The 16,525-nt window shown below is 43.4% G+C and carries 15 protein-coding genes; 3 read left to right on the top strand and 12 right to left on the bottom strand.

Features of this window, described 5'->3' with window-relative positions; genetic code table 11:
• Positions 1-178: 178 nt before the first annotated feature.
• The 5 genes from H6S82_RS03140 to H6S82_RS03120 all read right to left on the bottom strand — a co-directional run bounded on the left by H6S82_RS03140 (position 179) and on the right by H6S82_RS03120 (position 3,336).
• A complete protein-coding gene (locus tag H6S82_RS03140; protein ID WP_190469832.1) occupies positions 179-718 on the bottom strand; it encodes an NfeD family protein in 540 nt (179 codons plus the stop codon).
• Between the two features lie 14 nt (positions 719-732).
• Positions 733-993 carry an NfeD family protein gene (locus H6S82_RS33240; protein ID WP_277926383.1) on the bottom strand — a complete coding sequence of 87 codons (261 nt, stop codon included), beginning with the start codon at positions 991-993 and terminating at the stop codon, positions 733-735.
• Between the two features lie 288 nt (positions 994-1,281).
• Entirely contained in the window at positions 1,282-1,830 is a 549-nt protein-coding gene (locus H6S82_RS03130) for a hypothetical protein (RefSeq protein WP_190469834.1), read from the bottom strand.
• A gap of 121 nt (positions 1,831-1,951) precedes the next feature.
• Positions 1,952-2,515 carry a rhodanese-like domain-containing protein gene (locus H6S82_RS03125; protein WP_206756847.1) on the bottom strand — a complete coding sequence of 188 codons (564 nt, stop codon included), beginning with the start codon at positions 2,513-2,515 and terminating at the stop codon, positions 1,952-1,954.
• 35 nt (positions 2,516-2,550) lie between these two features.
• Positions 2,551-3,336, bottom strand: coding sequence for a hypothetical protein (locus tag H6S82_RS03120; protein WP_190469841.1), 786 nt, complete (start codon positions 3,334-3,336; stop codon positions 2,551-2,553).
• 120 nt (positions 3,337-3,456) lie between these two features.
• Here H6S82_RS03120 and H6S82_RS03115 point away from each other — a divergent pair, with 120 nt between their 5' ends.
• Entirely contained in the window at positions 3,457-5,361 is a 1,905-nt protein-coding gene (locus tag H6S82_RS03115; protein WP_322111963.1) for an AAA-like domain-containing protein, read from the top strand.
• 124 nt (positions 5,362-5,485) lie between these two features.
• Here the strand turns inward: H6S82_RS03115 and H6S82_RS03110 are convergent, their stop codons facing one another.
• The gene (locus tag H6S82_RS03110; RefSeq protein ID WP_190469844.1) at positions 5,486-7,729 is read right to left on the bottom strand and encodes a transglycosylase SLT domain-containing protein; all 2,244 of its coding nucleotides are present in this window, start codon (positions 7,727-7,729) and stop codon (positions 5,486-5,488) included.
• 300 nt (positions 7,730-8,029) lie between these two features.
• Positions 8,030-10,237 carry a DEAD/DEAH box helicase gene (locus H6S82_RS03105; protein WP_190469847.1) on the bottom strand — a complete coding sequence of 736 codons (2,208 nt, stop codon included), beginning with the start codon at positions 10,235-10,237 and terminating at the stop codon, positions 8,030-8,032.
• Between the two features lie 266 nt (positions 10,238-10,503).
• Between H6S82_RS03105 and H6S82_RS03100 the strand changes: the two genes are divergently transcribed.
• Together H6S82_RS03100 and H6S82_RS03095 are read left to right on the top strand one after the other, a co-directional pair.
• Positions 10,504-11,931 carry a serine/threonine-protein kinase gene (locus H6S82_RS03100; protein WP_190469852.1) on the top strand — a complete coding sequence of 476 codons (1,428 nt, stop codon included), beginning with the start codon at positions 10,504-10,506 and terminating at the stop codon, positions 11,929-11,931.
• A 234-nt stretch (positions 11,932-12,165) separates the two neighbouring features.
• Positions 12,166-12,396 (top strand): bromodomain-containing protein, encoded by a 231-nt coding sequence (locus tag H6S82_RS03095; RefSeq protein WP_190469854.1) that lies wholly within the window; start codon positions 12,166-12,168, stop codon positions 12,394-12,396.
• A 153-nt stretch (positions 12,397-12,549) separates the two neighbouring features.
• Here the strand turns inward: H6S82_RS03095 and H6S82_RS03090 are convergent, their stop codons facing one another.
• From H6S82_RS03090 to H6S82_RS03070, 5 genes are all read right to left on the bottom strand, one after another.
• Positions 12,550-13,563 carry a hypothetical protein gene (locus H6S82_RS03090; protein WP_190469857.1) on the bottom strand — a complete coding sequence of 338 codons (1,014 nt, stop codon included), beginning with the start codon at positions 13,561-13,563 and terminating at the stop codon, positions 12,550-12,552.
• A gap of 178 nt (positions 13,564-13,741) precedes the next feature.
• Positions 13,742-14,281 carry a hypothetical protein gene (locus tag H6S82_RS03085; protein ID WP_190469860.1) on the bottom strand — a complete coding sequence of 180 codons (540 nt, stop codon included), beginning with the start codon at positions 14,279-14,281 and terminating at the stop codon, positions 13,742-13,744.
• Positions 14,278-14,787 carry a DUF4365 domain-containing protein gene (locus H6S82_RS03080; protein ID WP_347339454.1) on the bottom strand — a complete coding sequence of 170 codons (510 nt, stop codon included), beginning with the start codon at positions 14,785-14,787 and terminating at the stop codon, positions 14,278-14,280. Before H6S82_RS03080 ends, H6S82_RS03085 begins: the two co-directional genes overlap by 4 nt.
• 66 nt (positions 14,788-14,853) lie before the next feature.
• Positions 14,854-16,182, bottom strand: a complete 1,329-nt coding sequence (locus H6S82_RS03075) for an ATP-binding protein (protein WP_190469863.1) — start codon at positions 16,180-16,182, stop codon at positions 14,854-14,856.
• A gap of 110 nt (positions 16,183-16,292) precedes the next feature.
• A partial coding sequence (locus tag H6S82_RS03070; protein WP_199317864.1) for a tellurite resistance TerB C-terminal domain-containing protein occupies positions 16,293-16,525 on the bottom strand: 233 nt, incomplete at its 5' end.

Below are 16,525 nucleotides of genomic sequence, written 5' to 3'. Positions count from 1 at the left end.
TGATACTACCAGCGAGAGTTGCTGTACCTGTAATTGCCATAAATGCCAGCCACATTAAATAATCCATGATTAATCTCCTTTTTGTGTGTCTGAGAGGCGAGAAACCGGGTTTCTCATCCTGACATTACCAAGCTTTTTGGGTGAATAACTAAAGAAACCCGGTTTCTTTTAGCCTTGTCTAAGAATTGAACATTGTTTCGGGAGCGACAATCAAAGTATTGCCTTCTCGGTGTAAAACGTAAACTTTTTGATTGGATGCGATCGCACCTGTTTTATCCGCACATCGCGCTTGCCAAAAACAACCTTCATAGAGAACTTGTCCGTTTTCTCCCGGCAAAATATCGGTCACAGTTTTTGCTTCTGTTGCATCGGGAATGACAAACTTTTTACGCTTGATTAAGGTGGGACGCACCCAGATAATACAAGCAAAACATACGCCCATCCAGTACAGAATTTGGATGCCAAAATCTTCGTACATGATGATGTTCCAATCGATTCCCAGTCTTACGGTCATTTGCCATACCACAATTGATGTAATAAAGGCGCTTGCTGCCATAGACAAGGCAATAAATTTATATTGAGAAGGCAATTTTTTGGCAAGTAAAAATTCACTGGTAGTGAGAATAACTCCCGCAATTAACCAAAACCAAGGTGGAGTGATGATAAAGTTGCGATCGCTCGTTATTTGTGCCAGCAACCAGATTGGGTAAAAGTCCACAATTCCATAACCTCCTACTGAAAAATCTTTTTAGGTACGACAATTAAAGTGTTGCCTTCGCGACGCAAAACATAAACTTTTTGGTTGGGTGGAATCGCCTCGATATGATCGTCACAACTCGCCTGCCAAACAGAACCTTCATAAAGTACCTCTCCAGTTTGTGCTGGTGTAATTTCTGTTATAGTTCTGGCTTCGGTTGCGTCTTTAATAACTTTATTTCTCTGTTTTAGAAACATCGGACGTATCCAAATAACGCAAGCCGTAGATACTCCCATCCAATACAAAATTTGAAAATTAAACGGCGGAACTCTGTTTGCTCGAAACAAAAACAGCGCTAAAAGAAAAGCGCAAATTCCTGTTGTTAACGGCACGAATCGAAAGCTTTTTGCGAAAGTTTTTGGTAAAAATAACTCAGTTAAGCAAAGACTCATACTAACTGCTAGCCAGAACAACGCTAAACTTAACTGCGATCCGATCCAGGTAAAGCTAGGCAACACATTAACCTCCCGCTAAGTTCATCCATATTCACCAAACCTTTGCTATTTTCTATTTAGACAGATGTTTTATTGAGTTCTTGACTGACTTGTTCGAGAATTCATCGACTTCTCATCGACTTTGGACACTTTTTCCAGCGGCATTCCCAGAAACTTCCGAATCAGATTAATGGTTTCTAGTTTTTGTGCGATCGACTTAATTCCCAAGTTTAGAGTTACGCTTTCACCAGATGCCAAAAAAATTGCAATTTCATAATCACTTGCATCATGATGCTGCCATCCATTTGATTGAAGTTGGACATCTAAAATATCCGCCATAAAATACCAACTCACCTTGGTTTTAAGCAAGCCGCGTCGCTGGATGCTTAAGCTGTTGTAGTCTTTATCAAAATGATATATAATCACCCGTCCAGGCCAAATCAGCACGAAAGCGCTTGCGATTAGGTTGAATATAATAAAAAATGGCATCCACAAGAAATTCATGAACGGGCTAAGTTGCCAGTAGATTAGCAGAACGATCGAAAAGGTGCCTAATATCCAGCCAGTTGTACCAAGCCAAAGGTAATAAGGTCGATACCGCAATTTCAGTTGAGTTTTTGTATTTTCTAGGATAACCATAGTTTTATTTTCCTATTTTCGTAAATTAGAGAATAGAGAAACCGGGTTGATTAGCTTGTGAAATTGCTATAAATAAGCTGGTTGAATAAACTCGGTTTCTCTATAATTACGAGCAAGTTTATCAACGGGCGTTTACCCGCACATCAGAAGAGTCGATCGCGTGCGCTGATGCGGTTATCGGAGCTAAAATTTCTGCATCTTTTGATGCGGGTATTGCCAAACGCCATACTCTGATACCGCCTTCTAAAACAATCAAATTCAAATCTGTTTTTTCCAATTCTTTGTAGGCTTTAATCGAACGCGGCCCAGATGTACAATAAAGTACGATTGTTGGCTGAATATGATTTTTTTGCACATACTTTTGTGCCATAACGCGAATCTGATGCACGCCAAAACCACTTTGAATATCTGTTAGCGGTACAAGTGGACTATTACCGATGCGATCTTCGGCGTATTCTTCTGGCGATCGCACATCAATCAAAATCGCATTTTTTAATTTTCCCTGCTTCAATTCGGAAAGGGTTATTTTTTTGGCACTCAAACTGGCGATAAAAGTTGGCACATCCATATAATTAACCATTGCTGCTACAGTAACTGAACTAACACCTAGAATACTGAGAGAAAGAATGATAGATAAAGGACGCAAATAACGCAAAATACCGTTCTTTGATGGAGAGATTTTCATTTTCGTCACAAAATTTTAACTGTTATTGCTTTTCATCAAAACCACTGTTGATTTTGCATCATGTAATAGGCGATCGCCACAATCGGAAATGAGCCTACTTGCATTGACATGACGGTACTTGCAAGACTGGGACGTTTTTCGCGGAGATTGCGTGCGATCGCAAAACCTTTCGCCACAAAACCAAAGATAAATCCAATCAGTAATATCCCTGCTGTCACTGCATAAAGCACATTGCGCTCGGCGGAAGCACTTATCGATTCCACCATTACTGAACTGGCAACGCCTAATCCCATAAAGAATAGATAAACCAATAAAATAAACATCCGTTGGCTAATATTTTTTAAGTACCCTGTGCGCTGACAAAACGAGAGGCACATCGCCGCAGATATAGCCGAGCTAATTATAGATATCGGGAAAAATAGACTGAAAAAAGATGCGTAACTGACAAAGCAAGCTAGCAAGTAAAATATGTTTGCTAAAGTCGTAAATCCACAAGCTTTCAAGTAAGGAATCGATTCTCGTTTGTGCAAAATATAAGCTTCGATGAGAATGATGGTAAGCAGAGGGATTCCATAGCCATAAAATGATACGATCGCCGGCAGTACAAACAGCAGAGAACCAAACTCAAAATTGCTCATACGATAAGAACCACAAGCTGCTGCTGGTAAAGCCAGAATCAGTACTAAGTAGACACCGCCTAACGTAACTTTGATTAAGGATTGCCAATTTTTAGGAGTTACATTTCCGCCTGATTTGCGAATTGCCAGTGCAGAACTATTCATGGTAACGATCGATGAATCAATTCTGTTGTTAAGCTGCATGGCTATTGTCCAAACTCTTGATATTTTCTATTTAGACGGATGCTTGACTGAGTTCTTGACCGACTTCTTCGAGATCTCATCGACTTCTCATCGACTTTCGGTGAGGCTGGCATTTAAGATGTGAGAAGTGTATTTTCTGATGGCGCAGCAATGCCGCGATCGCTAAAAGTTCGCCCCCAGTGCATTCCTACAGTCAAGTCGTCTCTTCTGAGAAACGGCTTTCCCAGTCAAAAAGTCCTCGCCGAGAATTTAGGGATAGCTCAATCCACCGTCAGCAACTTCCTCAATGGCAGACCTGTCGATTATGCGAATTTCCAGGAAATTTGTCATGTTTTGGGGCAAGAGTGGCGAAATATAGCGGATTTTTCCGATAAATCCGATGATGATGAAATACCGCAGCTTAATGCTAAAGTTGCGATTAGCGATCGCACTGAAGACTTCCGCCTCGCCCAGCAGTTGCAGCAAGCTTTGAGTGCTGCGGGACACGAAGTTTTCATGGCCAAAAAAAATCACCCGCCAGAAGAATATTTAAAGGTCTGCGATTACTTGGTATTGTTGTTGTCTTTTGAATCTGCTGTCAGCGAAATCCTATTGGAAGAGGTGCGCGTCGCCAAGGAATTAACAAATCGCAGAGAGCAAGCAGGCAAGAGCAACTATTTAGCTCAAAAACCAGCAATTTTACCGATATGGCTGGATTTATCGCCGAAAAGCCTTTCAAAAGCGATGCCCCTACCGTTTGATTTGTGGCAACTTTTGCAACAAAGTCAGCCGTGGCAATGGCGCGGTGACGAGGATACTTCGACCGTAGTATCCGAAATTCTCAGTGTAGTGGCACAAGGACGCAGCTCTCTGAGTAGCGATCGCGAATTAGCCGTCAACTGGGCCACGGAAGAAACGGGAGATTGGGGACTGAGTATTGACAAAAGCGAAAATCTCCCCCACTCCCTCACTCCAGGTCTCCCCCCTTCTCCTCCTCTACCGGTCGCCGCACCAGAAATACCAGAAGGGCAAGTGCGAGGTGAATCTAGCTTTTATATCGATCGTCCTCCCATCGAAACGCGCTGTTACGAGACGATCTCCCAACCAGGGGCGCTCATCCGCATCAAAGCGCCCAGACAGATGGGTAAAACTTCTCTGATGGCGAGGATTTTGGCGCGAGCAGAAAAACAAGGCTCTCGCACGATCGCCTTAAGTCTTCAGTTAGCAAATAAACGGGTTTTTACCAATTCCGATACATTTTTGCAGTGGTTTTGTGCCAGCATCGGACAAGAGTTGGGAATGCTGGAACACTTGAGTAAAGCTTGGGAATTAGCAGATATTATTGGTAGCAACCTGTGTTGCAAAGCTTATTTTGAACAGTGCTTGCTATCAGAGGTTTCGACTTCTTTAACTTTAGGTTTGGATGAAGTCGATCGCGTATTTGAATCCCCAGAAATTGCCGATGACTTTTTTGGTTTGTTGCGAGCGTTGCACGAAGAAGCCAAACGACGCGAAATCTGGCAAAAATTTCGCTTAATAGTAGTACATTCCACCGAAGTTTACATTCCATTGGATATCAATAAATCGCCTTTTAATGTGGGATTGCCCATAGATTTACCGGAGTTTAACTGGCAGCAAATGCAAGAATTGGCGAGACGGCACGGACTAGATTGGAATGCCCAGCAAGTAGAAAAATTAATGAATTTAGTAGGAGGACATCCCTATTTAGTTCGACTGGCTATGTATCATATTGCCCGTGAAGATGTCACTTTAGATCGAGTGGTGGAAGAAGCTGCCACAGAAGCGGGAATTTATAGCGATCATCTACGGCGACATTTGTGGAATTTAGAAAAATATCCAGATTTGTTAGAAGCGATGAAAGAGGTTGTGACTGCTTCAGCAGGAGTGCGATTGCGATCGGAATTAGCGTTTAAATTAAACAGTATGGGTCTGGTAAAGCTGGATGGCAATAATTGCACTGCCAGATGCCGTTTGTACGAGCAATATTTTCGCGATCGACTCAGTGAAGAAGGGGTTAGGGACTAGGGACTAGGGACTAGGGGAAAAGGGGAAAAGGAGAAAAGGGGAAAAGGGAAAGATTTATTCTTCTACTCACCCGCTCACCCGCTCACCCGCTCCCCCTAGCCCTTAGCCCCTAACCCCTAATCCCTTATTTTTGACTTACTGAATTAGCAACTAGCTGACCAACTTTGGGATCGTACAGGCGCAGGTAATTCCAGTAATTGCTAAACACTTGCTTCACGTATTCTTTAGTTTCCGGAAAAGGAATGTTTTCGATAAATTCATCCGGATCGGTAAATTCTTTCTGTTTGAGCCATTTGGATACATTACCCGAACCGGCATTGTAACTAGCCAATGCGAAGGCAGAGTTATTGGTATATTTTTGGTGAGTTTCAAACAAAAGCCATGTGCCCAGATTAACGTTGTCGTCAGGATTTTCCAAGTTATATTCCTTGAGGTTGATTATTCTGGCTACTGAAGCTGCAACTCCCGGTATCACCTGCATTAAGCCAACAGCACCGGCAGAAGATTTAATATTCGGCATAAATCGGGATTCCTGGCGGATGAGGCTAACCACTAGCAAAGGATTGATCTCGCGTTTTTTCGTCCAAGTTTCGATAATTTCTTGGTACGGAAAAGGATATAGAGCGTACCAGAAAATCGGTTGTTGCTTAAGAGAGTTGAATTCAGCTATATCGGCTGGCTCTTCTCGGTCTTCTAGCGTCGCCACTTCAGAAATTCCCGATAAATAATCCCCTGCTGCCATTTTCAGGAGACCATCGGTAAATTGTTGGGCTACCGTTGGTTTGAGTCTGTTTTTAAATTCCGCTTGCCAGAGTGCCCAAGCATCTCGATCTTGCGCCAGCTGATATAGTTCTTTCAATGAATCAGAGCCAGTTGGCAGTAAAGGGCGTTCGGCGAGGAGCGCTAGTTGAGGCGTCATCTCCCTCACGGTATTAAAGTTTCCCACATCCCAACCCAGGAAGGTGGCAGAACGCCAAGCATAGTAAGATTGCGGGTATTGTGCCACAACCCGCTCAAAAATTGCTTTCGCTTGCTGTTTCTGTCCGAGTCGCATGGCCCATTTGCCTGCCCAAAAACCTGCCTCGCGAGCATTTTCGCTGTTGGGGCTTTGGGTGAGGATTGGCTCGGCCCATTGGAGTGCCGCCTGGTAATCTCCAGCATCTGCCTTGGCTTTGGCAATTTTCCACCGATATTGTGCAGCTGCATCGGAATTGGCATACTTGGTGAGCAATAATTGGCGAGTTTCGGCTGCGGCGCGGGCATTATTGAGATTGTCTAAAGCTTCGGCTTTTACTAGCAGCGCTTCCGGGGCAGAGTCGGGAAATTGTTCGATCGCACGCTCCAGATAAGGCACCGCCTCTATCGAGGGTTCTATTTTGCCGATCTCAACTAGGGCGGTGCCGGTTTCTTTGGCTTTGGAGAAGTCGCTCACCATTTTTTTATAGGCGAGATTGGCGTCTTTCTGCTTCTGGGCTAGCTGGAGTCCCCTGGCGACAAGGTAGGCGTTGTGGGGTGTGGGGGGCGCTTTGGCATAAGCGGCGCTGGCTTGGCCGTATTTTTTGTCGTTCCAGTAGCCTTGAGCGATCGCTTCCCAGTCTTCTGGCTTGAGGGGGTCAACCGGTTTTCCGTCTACCATCCCAGGTAGGGCGAGCAACTTATCCAGCACCTCGCTGATTCCTGGGGTGTCGGAGGCATACTTTGCCAGCAACAACATCAAATCTCTCTGATTGGGTTTCTCTTTGAGCCACAAGCGTGCCATTTCCAGGGTACGGGGATGGCTGGGGTATTTGGCGATCGCTATGTCCCAATCGTTTCGTTTCGTCTTGCCCAGCCCCACCAGAGCTTCTGGCATCAAGGGAGTGTCGGGATAGTATTTGAGCAAATTCTCCCATTCGGCAGTTGCTTTATCTCGATCGCCCATGACTTGATAAGCTTGGGCGCGTTTGGCGATCGCCTGCGCCCCCAGAAGAGAGTAGTCGCACTCCAATCCTTCTAACAAGTCCAGCGCTTTTTGTCCCTGCTGCTGTTGGATCAGATCTGATGCCAGCAGATAACGGGCTCTAGCACCCTCGCGGGAGCCGTCCCCGTTGGCGATCGCTTCTAATTCAGCTACCCGTTTCTCCGGCTGCATCAGCGCCAGCGAGAAAACCCTCTTTTCGCTTTGATATCCCGTCGTTTCGCGGCTTTTTTTGGAGAACAGACACGCGATCGTTCTTCGCGCTAGCCCCCGACCGTATCTTGCTTCTAACAGGGGTACTGCAACCAGCACCACACACAGCCCGACACTGAGAACAGTTGCAATTTGTTGTCTGTCTTGCTTCTGCCTTGATAGATTGTAACGGGACTTTAAACCTGAACTTTTTCTCATAGAGCCTCGTGGCGACAGAAATCCATCTGTTTTTTTAGATAGTTGAGCCAGAGTCAGCAACCCTGTCTGGAATTTACGGCTCGCAGGCTCAACAAGGAAACTGCGAACAACACAGGGATATACGGATATATCAATGGGATGGAAATCCCTGCATCTGCGAAGTCCGGGTTGTACGACTGTGGGCTGGGATCGCCTACTTCCCCTTGATGGCGGGGCGGGGATCGCTTATTTAAACCCTACAAGTTTAACAACAGAAAGGAAAGAGGCTAGTGCCGTTACGCGGAAGTCATTCGATCGTGACTACCAACCGATCGCAATACTTCTTAGTTCCTCCATATCCAGATAATCGACGGCAAATGCTTGCCTTAGCAGATCCGGAGGAATAAACTCGTCATACTTGTGTAATTTGAGCGCTTCTTGCGGATTTACCAAATCTTCTGCCTTAATTTGCCGCTGACAAAGCTCAACAATAGCATCTCGAATATCTTCCGGTCGGCTTTTCCCAACTTTTAAGGTTAAAAAATAAGGTGGCGAACCGCCAATACTTCTCATATCTAAATACTCCCGACCAAACACATTTAGCAATCTTTCTAGCGTGCGATAAGCCACAGTACCCATCCACGGAAAAATACAGCAACTCTTACCTTCTAACGATAAAATATTACTTTTATTCAATGCCGCATTTCTAGCTAATTGACGAACCGCCTTTAGTCTTTCCTTCGCACCCGTTTGCAAATAGCTATACTCAACATCCTCAAACAGAACCTGTCGCATTCTTTGCAAAATGCGGGTGTGAATATTAGCGCTACTGCTACCGCGCCAAGCAATACTCGCCATTCCCTCAACTTGCTTTACCCAAAGCGTTTTTGCTTTTGGCTCAATATCCAAAACTTCCCAAGTCCGACCCGCCAAAGTAAACTGCCCTCCCACAGACGGCGGCATAATGATGCTGCCAATTTCCATCGAGTCATCCCTGACGATGTACTCTTTCTGTTCGGCAAAGACAGCGTAAAAATGGAAAGAACGCACAATTTTTTCCGCACTTGAACCTACAATTAACTCACCTTGTTCTGTTTGCTCAATGTGATCGATATCGATTAGGTAACGCAAGAATTGTCGGAAATCATCTTTGGAAATAGCGCTAAAGCTGGGCAAAGTCAAAACGCGATCGGCAAGCGCAGCTGGTGAAAGTTCCCCCGCTGCTGTTAAAATACTCATCGTTTGGTGATACAGCAAACTCAAAGGATACTGCGTGGGTTCGATCGGTTCAATCCATCTTTCTTCTAAATAAAGTTGAATAATGGCAATACATTGTAGCAATTGCCAGGGAATTTGTTCTGGCAACGATTCTTCATCGGATAGTTCTTCTTCAGTGCAAATAAAGCGCATATCGGCGGGGTCACCTCGTCTGCCAGTACGTCCCAATCTCTGCAAAAAGCTGGATACTGAAAAAGGTGCGTTAAGCTGAATTACTCGCTGTAATTGACCCAGGTCTATTCCCATTTCTAAAGTGACTGTGGCAGCCGTGACAGCCGGGGTATTTGCTTCGCGCATTGCCTCCTCAGCAGCTTCGCGCAATTTGGCAGAAATGCTGCCGTGATGGACGTGATAAATATCCGGCAACCCTTCCGCGTAGGCAATCTGACGCACATTAGAAATAACCGATTCTGTCTCGGCGCGATTGTTAGTAAAAATCAGACATTTGCGAGATTTGGTAAGGTTGAAAATGTATCTGTAATGGGGACTTTCGTAGAAATCCTCAAAGAAACCCGGTTTCTTAGAGAAACCGGGTTTCTCGGAGGGTTTCTGAGTATAGAAATGTTCTAAAGCCAAGTGAACTGTACGCTGTCTATCGTTAATATTAGCAGTAATAACTGGATTTTCAGTTTCGGCACGCAGCCATTCTTCAGCTGACGAATAATCGCCAAGCGTTGCTGACAAACCAATTCGGCGGGGCGTGTTTTTCACAAATTTCGATAACCGCGCTAACTGACAGAGAATCTGACAACCGCGTTCAGATCCCATGAAGGCATGGATTTCATCAATGATGATAAACCGCAAGTCATTGAACAGGCGAGTCAGTTCGGGAGGTTTTTTGTTAATCAGCAAACTTTCTAAAGATTCGGGGGTAATTTGTAGAACGCCTTGGGGATTTTTGAGCATCATTTCTTTGCGACTTCGCAATACATCACCGTGCCAAGCCCAAACGGGAATATCTGCTTCTTTCAAAAGGTCGTTGAGTCGATCGAATTGGTCATTGATCAGCGCTTTAATCGGGCCAATGTATAAAACGCCGATGCTTGTGGCGGGTTTTTCGTGCAATAATGTCACCACTGGCAGAAAAGCTGCTTCGGTTTTGCCGGAAGCTGTTGCAGCGGCAATTAATAGGTGAGCGTCTGTTTCAAAGATAACTCGGCAGGCTTCGATTTGGACTGCTCTTAATTCGCTCCAACCGTTGTTGTAGATGTATTCTTGGATGAATGGTGCTAGACGGGAAAAAGGACTCATAAATTTTAGATTCTGGATTTACTTATTTCTCACCTTTTCTCGCTCCCAGGTTCTACCTGGGAGCGAAATTTTCGAGGCTCTGCCTTGTTTATTAAAATGAAATTCGATATGAATTTCACCAATTAAACTTAACCTAATGTAATGATATAATAATAAATTAAATATCATAGATGAGTATCATATTTATTGTTAGATTCAGTAATCTTACGGTAGCAGAGGCAAAGAGGTATTAGCTAAATAAATTACAAACCTCTGAAGTGCGACAAATGACAGGTCTGGGATTGGGTGATATTCCACAAGAAACGCTGCGCGATCGCTACCAAGTGCAACGGGAACTGGGCAAAAAAGCGGGACGACGAACCCTGCTAGCACGCGACCTCGAAACGCGAGAATTAGCAGTGGTTAAATTATTGTTATTTGATAATAACTTTGGCTGGGATGATTTGAAGTTGTTTGAAAGAGAAGCCGAAACTCTCAAAGCACTCTCTCACCCTGGAATTCCCCGCTACCTAGACTATTTTGAAATAGATTCACCAAATATTAAAGGATTTGCTTTAGTACAAAGTTATATTCAAGCACAATCTCTAGAAGAACAACTGAGAGCGGGACGTAGCTTCAGCGAAGTAGAAGTTAAGCAACTAGCTAAAGGTATTTTAGAAATTTTAACTTATCTGCACGGGCGACAGCCGCCAGTAATTCACCGCGATATTAAACCTAGCAATATTTTATTAACTAATCGCTCTGGTAATAGTGTCGGTCAGGTTTATTTGGTAGATTTTGGCTCGGTGCAAACTCTGGCCTCTAAAAGAGGTGGTACTATGACTGTAGTGGGAACTTACGGTTATATGCCGCCGGAACAATTTAGCGGTAGGGCAACTCCTGCTTCTGACCTTTATAGTGTGGGAGCTACTTTAATTTATCTGGTAACTGGTCAACATCCAACCGATTTACCTCAAACAGATTTACGAATTGAATTTGAACGAGCAGCTAATATTAGCCTTGGTTTGACTGATTGGCTAAAATGGATGACAGAACCGATTTCAAGTAAACGTTTGGCTTCTGCACAAGAGGCTTTGCAAGCTTTAGATAAAACGAAAAATGCTACGCATAAAAAGAGCGATCGGGTAATCACTAAAAAGCCTCCTGGCAGTAAAGTTATTTTGAATAAAACCGCTAATTTATTAGAAATTATTATTTTACCAGCAGGTTTTTTTTCAGTTTTTAATCAAAGTATATTAGCAAGTATAATTGTATTTCCACTTATTGCTGGATTAGCTTTACTACCTATAGCTATGCTAATAATCGAAACAGGAACTTTATTTTTAAAGATAGGATTAATTTCACTTGTATTAGCTGTATTAGCTTTAGTAGTCTCCGGTATTTGGAATATATTGATGGCAACCTTCGGCCAAATGCGGCTATCGATCGATCATCAGGAAATTTCTTTGCATTACAATTTGTTTGGAATTAGGCGTTATAATCCGTCCCCAAGTTCAAGACAAAATATTACTCATATAGAGCGAAGACAAGACATTTATCTTAACCTTGAGCGTAACCCATATTTGATAATTTGGTCTGAGATGAAAAAGTACGAACTTTCTACTAAAAATGCTTTCCCTCTCACTACACCAGAGATTGAGTGGTTAGCTCAAGAACTCAGCGACTGGCTGGGCTTACCGATTACTAGAGATTAATATTATTTCCACGAAATAGTCGAGAAATTGAGCTTGTTTATCAAGTACGAAACTTAGAGGTTAATTTGGCGAACTCAACGGAGACTATAACCAAAATTTTCCATTCTAAAGGAGTATGCCGATCGACATAATATAACAAGCGTACTCTACTGTTTAATATGCCAAAAAATAGAAGTACCGATCGCGATCGAACTTTATAATTTAAAAATGGTAAATTGTTTGGTTGACTAAATTATGGACTTTAACTACAAATGGAAAAATGGCCGTCCGCCAACTCAAGATGAAGCCGCAAGCAGCCCATCTTTGCTAGATGAAAGTCAGTTTGACAGCGAAAGCGATCGCAAACTAGCAGAAGAAAATGCACGCAGGTATTTAGGCGTACCGATAACGATTCCAGATGATGAAAAATCTGTACTGCCTCGTGCTGTTCCTGATGGAGAACAAGCAGACATTAATAAGGTATAACCTTAGCTAAAGCACTTTTGGTTGAGTTTGGTAAAAGAGCGATCGTCTAAATTTCCCCCTATAAATTCCACAATACCTGAAAGCTCACGACTTAGTAGCACCCGCTTGTTTTAATAGTTCAATAATCTCGGCGTGTTTTCCAGCTTTGCGCTCCTAATTTCCATCGCTAACGCCCCACTGAAATTTCATGGCATAAATCTCAGTCAGCAAGTCAGATACTTGAATACTGGAGTCACCAATTGCTAAATCCCGATCGAGAATTTGTCGAGCAGTTGCCAAAGCTTGCGATCCTGTAGTATCGCCTGTATGGAATACCAAACGATTTATCTGTGCAAGACGAGCAGCGAGGAGTTGCAAAAGAGCCATTAAGACTCGATTACCTCCATAAGCTCCACATCCCCAAAAACCAGTGTGAATAATAACAATTGGCTCTTGACGTTCTAAGTGAGATTCAATTCTGGCTGCTGAAAATCCAGTGAATGCCGTTGTCAGCACATACTCAATATCTTCATAACTGTAATAGCCATAACCTCCTGGAGGAGCTTCCATCGCAATAATATTAGTTATGGTAGGTGGATCGATCGGTTTTGTTGCTAGTCTTATCGCATCAGCTGTAGCTCGTGCAAAGTTATTACCATAAAGTCCAAAAGGTCGTCCATGTTCTGCATCTGCATTAGTTGCGATCGCACACCGCCGTTCAACACCGCGAATCACGACAGGTGTTGGTTCTCCATTCTCTACAGTTAGTGGTTCGATCTTGGCACTTAGCAAAGCCTCTCGAAGCGAACCTAGAGCAGGATGTTCGGCAACTTGCATCTCATCCTGAGCAAATAATCCTCCCCCGTATGCACAAAAAAGATCGGAATGGGCGAAATTAAGATACCACTCAACTTGGTTACTGTTGTGATTTGATGGCTCGTAATTAAAGTGACCCTTTTGCTCCTCAAACTCTGTTTCATAGTTTGGGAAAAGAGAAACTGGCGATAATGGCATTGCACGCCATCGTGAGAATACCAACTCACCATTGTGTACAGAACCGGGAGGGCAGGCGATTTGGTAAACAATCTTTTTGTTGTTGTTATGTAGCTTTGGTGGATGGGATTCTATGAGATGTTGGGCGTTGAAGGTGTAGCGACAAATTAAGTTTTCTGAAAAATCATTCATCATTTTTAACTCTCAGAAATACTTTCCCCATTATACCATCATGTATGAAACAATAATGCTTAAATTTATTGACTTTCATTGTTTCAATTTGATGTTACTATATTTCGAGGTTATTTTGGCCAATAAAAGGTGCAAACTCGCACCGTGAAACCAGGAATGAAAGACATCCTGCGTAGATTTTTCAACGTATCGCTGCGTTTAAAATCGCGAAATTACGTGGATTATTCAGTACAAAAAAGCTATCTTTTTTAATCAAATCACCAGTGCATATAACTGGCAAACGCTGCTCATAAGCTTTAATTGCTAGGTTGTATTCTGGTTGCCTTAGCTCAACATTGATTCTGCGGAGTTTTCCCACAACAACTCCCATCAGGGTGACAATCCCAGTAGAATTAAATTCTTCTATTTCAATTACCATTCCCTGAATTTCTATATTGGAAGCGCTGGTGAGCAAATCGCTTAAAATATCAAGTTGAGAACGCTTTTCTACTACCTCTAGCGTTGAAAGAGCATCACTCATACGAGCTGCATAATCTCCCAAACTTTTCAGATTAGGTAACAAAATTTCAAATTCATCTACATCATCCTTTTTATAAAGCCAAATAGTAGCATTATCCAAAAACGAGCCATCTTCATACCAGCCGTGGGTTTGCAAGTAAGCAGCCAATTGGCTGGGTTCTATAGTTTTAAGAGTTTCGCTATCTCGTACTGTTACTTTCATGGTTGACTTCCTTGACTAATAAGTTGCATTAAGGACTGAAGGGCTGAGACTGTAAATAGGTTACTTCTGGGTAAGGAAACTGTCACCGTTGCCGTGTTTTGTGTCTGAGGCATTCCTCGGAGTGACAGCCAATACGCGCAATACCTTATACAAAGTTCTTGTTCGGACTGTTGTATCCAGTCAGCTAAATTTTCGGGGAGTAAAACTACAACTAAGATTCGCGGAATGGCAAAGTTATCCATTCTCAATTCATCGTAGTTTTTCAGCTTGAGAGGGTATCTAACATAGCTGTCGTCGAGAACATCCCTTGAAGTAGATTTTAACTGCAATTCTAGCCGAGGCGATCGAATACGTCCTGTTCCACCCCTAGCAGCAATCCCCCAGTCTACGCTATCATCGTCTACCGCTGGCTTGTAGAGAGAATAGCCTGCTACTGATGCCACAGCCTGTAAATAAGCATTACTGAACTGTTCTTTTTGCTGGTTGATGTCCACGCGGCGCTGCACCTCTACCACTTTTGCCAAACTCTACGCTAGGGTGCCAGGGAAAGCACCCTACAGGTAAAATTAATATCACAAAGTAAACTCAGCAACTTCGCCATCTTCATCCCCATTAGATTTTTTTACAGCCGAGGAAAGCTGCAAACCAGTACCGTGAATTATTTGCTCGAAAGACATTTCTGAATTCTGTTGCAGGATATTCAAAACACTCAAAAAATCTCGCACAATTTCTCCCGGCGTTAGCAAGGCATTCGCACCCAAGCGACTAATCACTTCTTGCAAAAATTCATCAAATTCCCGGTTTGTCAGTTTCTTTTCGCTACCGTAGTGAGTGGCGTGAACATCAGCCAAACGTTGCAAAAGCTGCAATATTTCTGGCTGAGTTAAAGTTTCCAATTGTATAACCGGGCCAGAATTATCCTGCAAACCCGCTTTCACAAAACGGCTTTTGGCTGTGCGTCTAGTCCATGCGGGATCGTTGAAAAGTCCTCGTTTTGGATCTTCCAAAAACTTAGGCGTTCCACCTACAATAATACCAAGGTGTTCCGCTCTCCCCTGCATGGTGTCGTTAAACATTGCCAGTAGTTTGTCGTAGTTATTCTGTCGCGAAACTGCATTGCTTATCTTCCATAAATGCACGGCTTCATCAATTAGCATCAACAGTCCTTTGTAGCCAATATCGGCAGCAAATTTGGCAACCAGTTTGACGTAATCGTACCAGGTATCGTCGTCAATAATTACCCGCACTCCCAGCGCCGCTTTGGCTTCTGTTTTGGTGGCGAATTCCCCGCGCAGCCAACGCAGTGCGGCGTCTTTTTTATCTTTGTCATCCAATCGGTAGCCGCGCCAATAGTTACTCACAACTGTGGCAAAGTCAAATCCGTGAACTAAACCTTCAATATTTTTTACTGCTGCCAAAATTGTCGATTCCACTTGGTCATCGAAGCCGGTATCGTTTGGTCGCATTCCGCTAGTTTCGGCAACTTTAGTTTGAATGCTGCTAATCCATTTTTCTAAAATTAATCCTAAAGCACCGCCGTTGGGATGAGTTTTGGTGGCGATGTTTCGCATTAATTCCCGATAGCTGGCTACGCCTTGACCGTCTGTTGCTGCTAGTCGGCGTTCTGGGGATAAGTCAACATCAGCTACTACAAAACCCTGTTCCATTGCGTGATTGCGAATCAGTTGCAGCAGAAAACTTTTGCCGGAACCGTAGCGTCCGACAACGAAGCGAAATGCTGCACCGCCAGCGGCTATGTTTTCTAGGTCTTGTAATAGTGCTGCCATTTCTTTTTCGCGACCGACAGCAATATGTTCGAGTCCAATTCTAGGGACGACTCCCGCACTTAAGGAACTGAGTAAGGTAGTGGAAACTCGTTTGGGAATTTTCAATTTTGCCATATGTTTTAGATTAGGTGCTAGTTGTAGGGTGCGTTAAAGATAGTGTAACGCACCGCCAATTTGTTTGAATGGTGGGTTACGGTTTGCACCTAACCCACCTTACTAATTGTTTATTCCTTGGGTTTGAGAATCACCCTAATATTTGCCAAATACTCGGTTTCGGGAATTACAGGAAAAAGCGATCCTTGTTCGATAATTATATCGCCAATTGTAGCTATAGCGCGTTCGTTGATGGCATCAATTAACAATTCTGGCATGGTTATGTAGGATTCGGCGATTTTTTTAATTTCTGCGTTGGGATTTTCTAACTCTACTATTGCTTTGAGTACCTGAAGCTCTGAGT

This window comes from Planktothrix sp. FACHB-1355, assembly GCF_014748295.1.
GTDB lineage: Bacteria > Cyanobacteriota > Cyanobacteriia > Cyanobacteriales > Aerosakkonemataceae > Aerosakkonema > Aerosakkonema funiforme_A.
Note: the sequence above shows the minus strand (reverse complement) of the source record. Positions and strands in the feature narration are given on the sequence as shown.